Origin of the sequence: Corticimicrobacter sp. (genome assembly GCF_040137905.1) — a bacterium.
Taxonomy (GTDB): Bacteria; Pseudomonadota; Gammaproteobacteria; order Burkholderiales; family Burkholderiaceae_B; genus Corticimicrobacter.
Map to the genome: position 1 here is coordinate 1 of NZ_JBEFDG010000083.1, position 3834 is coordinate 3834.

The window sequence follows — 3834 nt, forward strand, 5'->3', positions numbered from 1 at the left end:
CGAAAGGCATACCGCTGCGGAGCGGTAGTTCAGTTGGTTAGAATACCGGCCTGTCACGCCGGGGGTCGCGGGTTCGAGTCCCGTCCGCTCCGCCAAAATTCAGAAAAGCCCGATGATCCCAGCTTCATCGGGCTTTTTGCCGTTTGTGCCCAAATATTGAGAAGACAGCATCACTGTCGCGACGGCAGGCGATGGATCTGGAGCAGGTTCCTGGATATCGGCAAGATGAGCGATGCAATGCGTGGGGCGGTACGGTTCTGGTCGGGATTGTTGTGTCTGGCGATCCTGTCCGGATGCGCCATGGTGGAAATCCGTTCCATCAGTGCCAGCGAGTACATCAATCACAAGCGAGGGGATATCCTCACCAGCGGTGCGTTGAGCGCCAGCGCCGACGAAACCCTGCAGATGGCCGGGCTGGAAGCAAAAAATTGCGGCAGCCTGGCGCAGGCCTGCATCGACGTACTGACCAATCTGTCCGGCATCCCCGATGAAAAGCGCCTGGCCACGCTGGCAGAACTGTGGCTGCTGCAGGCCATGAACCTGCCCACGCCGGTCAAGGGCGTGGAAAATCCCAAGGTCAATGCCTGGCTGCAGACGGCGCGCTATGCCTACGGCTATCTGTTCTATACCCAGCGTTCGCCCAGCCAGCGGGCGTTCGAGGATCGCCAGACGCAGGTGCTCGACTATTACAACTATGCAGTCCAGGAAGCCACGACGGCACTGTTCCATGCATATGCCACGGATGATCCCGAACCGCTCAAGCGGACCGATGAGATGACCTATGGTGGCTGGCGCATCGTGACCGACCTGAGCGGCATTCGCTTGCCTGGCGGCCAGGTACGTCCCAAGGAGCTGATTCCGGCGTCGTCGCTGTCGTTTTCAGGCGTGAGAAGTGTCTATCGTCGTGATGGCTTCGGTGCGGAGCTGGTCGCCGTGGTGGATGACGGACCGCTGTCTTCCGGCGATGATACGAATGAACCCTTCAGTGAAATGCCGTCGCCGACGCTGACAGTGGTGTTCAAGTTTCATGCAGAGACCCTCGACGAGTTGCTCAAGACCCGCACGGTCTATCTCGATGTCTACGATCCCTATCGCAAGCAGTCGATCCTGTTGCGCTCGTTGCGGGTGCCACTGGCCGCCAACTTCACGGCTGGCTACGGGCTCTGGCTTGCACGCTCGGGCTTTGCCACACAGTCGCTGCGCACGCTGCTGGGGCGCGAGGATGGATTCGAGCGCCCGCATATCTACATGATGCAGCCCTATGATCCCGACCGGCGCATCATTGTGATGTTGCACGGCCTGGGCAGCAGCCCCGAAGCCTGGGTCAATCTGGCCAATGAAATCATGGGTGATGAAACCCTGCGTCGCAATTACCAGATCTGGCAAGTCTATTACCCGACCAACCTGCCGCTGGCCTACAACCAGGCCTATATACGGCGTGCCATTCTGGAGACCCTGCATCATTTCGATCCGGATGGCATGGCGCGTGCCTCTCAGGACATGGTGCTGATCGGCCACAGCATGGGGGGCGTGCTGGCCCGCCTGTTGTCTTCCTCGTCAGGGGAAGGGCTGTGGGAAGGCTGGGCACAGGACAATGCGATGGATCCCGAGCAGCAGGCCCAACTCGAGGCGCGTGCGGCCCAACTGTTCCGGTTCGATCCCATGCCGGGTGTGGAGCGGGTCATTTTCCTGGCGTCGCCGCATCGCGGCACATCGATGGCCCGCAATACGCTGGTGCGCTGGCTGTCGGGCCTGATCAGGCTGCCGCTGAACATGCTGGAAAGTGTGGGAGGCGCGTTCAAGGGCAAGTCCGGCGGCAACGCCGATGCCGGCAAGGCGGATGCGCTGGAGGGCAAGCGGCCGCTCAAGCTACCGACCAGCATCGACAACCTTGATGTCGGTGATCCGTTCGTCCTGCGCACGGCTGACCTGCCGATCGGCAAAGGCATTCGCTATCATTCAGTGATCGGACAGAAGGATATGTCGGTGCCGCTGGAGGCTTCCGATGATGGTGTCGTGCCTTACTGGAGTGCCTATCTTGACGGTGCAGAGTCGCAGAAGGTCGTGCACTCCGGGCACAGCGTACAGGAAACGCCCGAAGCCATTCTCGAGATCCGCCGCATCCTGCACGAGGATGTGGAGAACGAGGTGCAGCGCCGGGCGCGCAGTTTCCCTGCACAGGACCCGGCTGCTGCGCCGGCCTTGCCGCCGGTGCCGCCTCGTGCGACCACGCCGGCACCTGTGGGTGCCGCCCATCCGTCGCCGGCAGTGGATGCACGCCCCTGAGGCAACTTGCCGCTCAGGGGCGTGCAGGCCGGCTCAGTTCAGGATGTTGAAGCCGCCATCCACGTAGACTGTGCTGCCAGTCATGGCGCGGGCACCGTCACTGACCAGGAAAGCCGACAGGGTACCCACGTCGTTGATGTCGAGAATGTCGCCCAGCGGGGCACGCTGCGCATTTTCAGCGATCAGGTGATCGAAATCGGCAATGCCCGAAGCGGCGCGGGTCTTGATCGGGCCGGGCGAGACGGCATGGACGCGGATACCGGCTTCGCCCAGTTCCGATGCCAGATAGCGGACCGAGGACTCCAGCGCGGCCTTGACCGGACCCATGATGCCGTAGTGGGGCACGACTTCCTGTGCACCGAGGTAGCTCATGGCCAGCAGGCTGCCACCTTCTGTCATCAACGGTTCGGCCAGTCGCGCCATGCGCACGAATGAGTGGCAGGAAATATCCATGGCCTGCAGGAAACCTTCGACCGAACTGTCGATGACACGGCCATGCAGATCCTGCTTGGGCGCAAAGGCAATCGAGTGGATAACGAAATCCAGGCGACCCCATTCGTTGCGGATACGCTCGAAAACCGCTTCCATCTGTGCCGGCTGCGTCACGTCAAGCTGCATCTGGATGGGGGCCTGCAGCGTGTCGAACAGCGGCTGCACATGGGGCAGGGCTTTGTCCGTCTGCCAGGTGACGGCCAGTTCGGCACCCGCCTGGCGGATGGCCTTGGCACACCCCCACGCAATGCTTTTGTCATTGGCGATACCGACGATCAGGCCTTTTTTCCCGGCCAGGGAGAAGGGGGACTGCATGCAGCGTGCTCCAGAAGTTCGATAAAGTTGATAAATCAAGTCGGGAAATCTATCGATCGACTCAATCACCAGAGTATATGACGAAACGTAACTAATGTGGCACTGCAGCATGACATTGTCATGACATGCGTGGCCGGTTATGCTTTTCGTCCATTGAAAATATTCAGGAGACACAGGATGTCTATTCCCGTCGTGGCCATGAGCGAGATCCTGTCCGTGGCCCCCCAGTTGCGCCCCGAGGACATGGCTGCCGTGGCGCAGGCCGGCTTTCGCAGCGTCATCATCAATCGTCCCGATCTTGAGGGCGGCCCCGAACAGCCGTTGTCTGCCGATGTGCTGGCTGCTGCCGATACGGCTGGCCTGGAAGGGGTCTACCAGCCTGTGGTCAGCGGTGCCCTGACGCAGGCCGATGCCGAGCGTTTTGCCGAACTGGTGCAGACCTTGCCGCAGCCGATCCTGGCGTTCTGCCGCAGCGGTACGCGCTGCTCCATTCTCTATCGCGCCGCCAGCGAGATCCTGGGGCAGGAGAGCGCCGATTAATCTTGATGTTTCTCAAGGCCGGGAAAGTGCGCACTGACGCACTGTCGCCTTTGCGGTAGCATGTCATTATCTTTTCGAGGAGTCATCCCATGTTCAAGAAAGTCCTGATCCCCACCGACGGTTCGGAACTGGCCGCACAGGCCGCCAACGCCGGCATCACCTTTGCCCGCTCCATCAATGCCGAGGTCGTGGCGCTGCATG

Annotated in this window: 4 protein-coding genes and 1 tRNA gene; 4 read left to right on the forward strand and 1 reads right to left on the reverse strand. The window is 61.1% G+C overall.

Annotation, left to right across the window (positions count from 1 at the left end; genetic code table 11):
* Positions 1-18 precede the first annotated feature (18 nt).
* Together ABN482_RS13935 and ABN482_RS13940 are read left to right on the forward strand one after the other, a co-directional pair.
* A tRNA-Asp gene (locus ABN482_RS13935) sits at positions 19-95 on the forward strand.
* A 130-nt stretch (positions 96-225) separates the two neighbouring features.
* Positions 226-2286 (forward strand): esterase/lipase family protein, encoded by a 2061-nt coding sequence (locus ABN482_RS13940; protein ID WP_349504551.1) that lies wholly within the window; start codon positions 226-228, stop codon positions 2284-2286.
* Between the two features lie 33 nt (positions 2287-2319).
* Here the strand turns inward: ABN482_RS13940 and fabI are convergent, their stop codons facing one another.
* Positions 2320-3093 (reverse strand): enoyl-ACP reductase FabI, encoded by a 774-nt coding sequence (gene fabI / locus ABN482_RS13945; RefSeq protein WP_349504552.1) that lies wholly within the window; start codon positions 3091-3093, stop codon positions 2320-2322.
* Between the two features lie 177 nt (positions 3094-3270).
* Here fabI and ABN482_RS13950 point away from each other — a divergent pair, with 177 nt between their 5' ends.
* Both ABN482_RS13950 and ABN482_RS13955 read left to right on the forward strand, forming a co-directional pair.
* Positions 3271-3633, forward strand: coding sequence for a protein tyrosine phosphatase family protein (locus ABN482_RS13950; RefSeq protein WP_349504553.1), 363 nt, complete (start codon positions 3271-3273; stop codon positions 3631-3633).
* Positions 3634-3722: 89 nt separating this feature from the next.
* A partial coding sequence (locus ABN482_RS13955) for a universal stress protein (protein WP_349504554.1) occupies positions 3723-3834 on the forward strand: 112 nt, incomplete at its 3' end.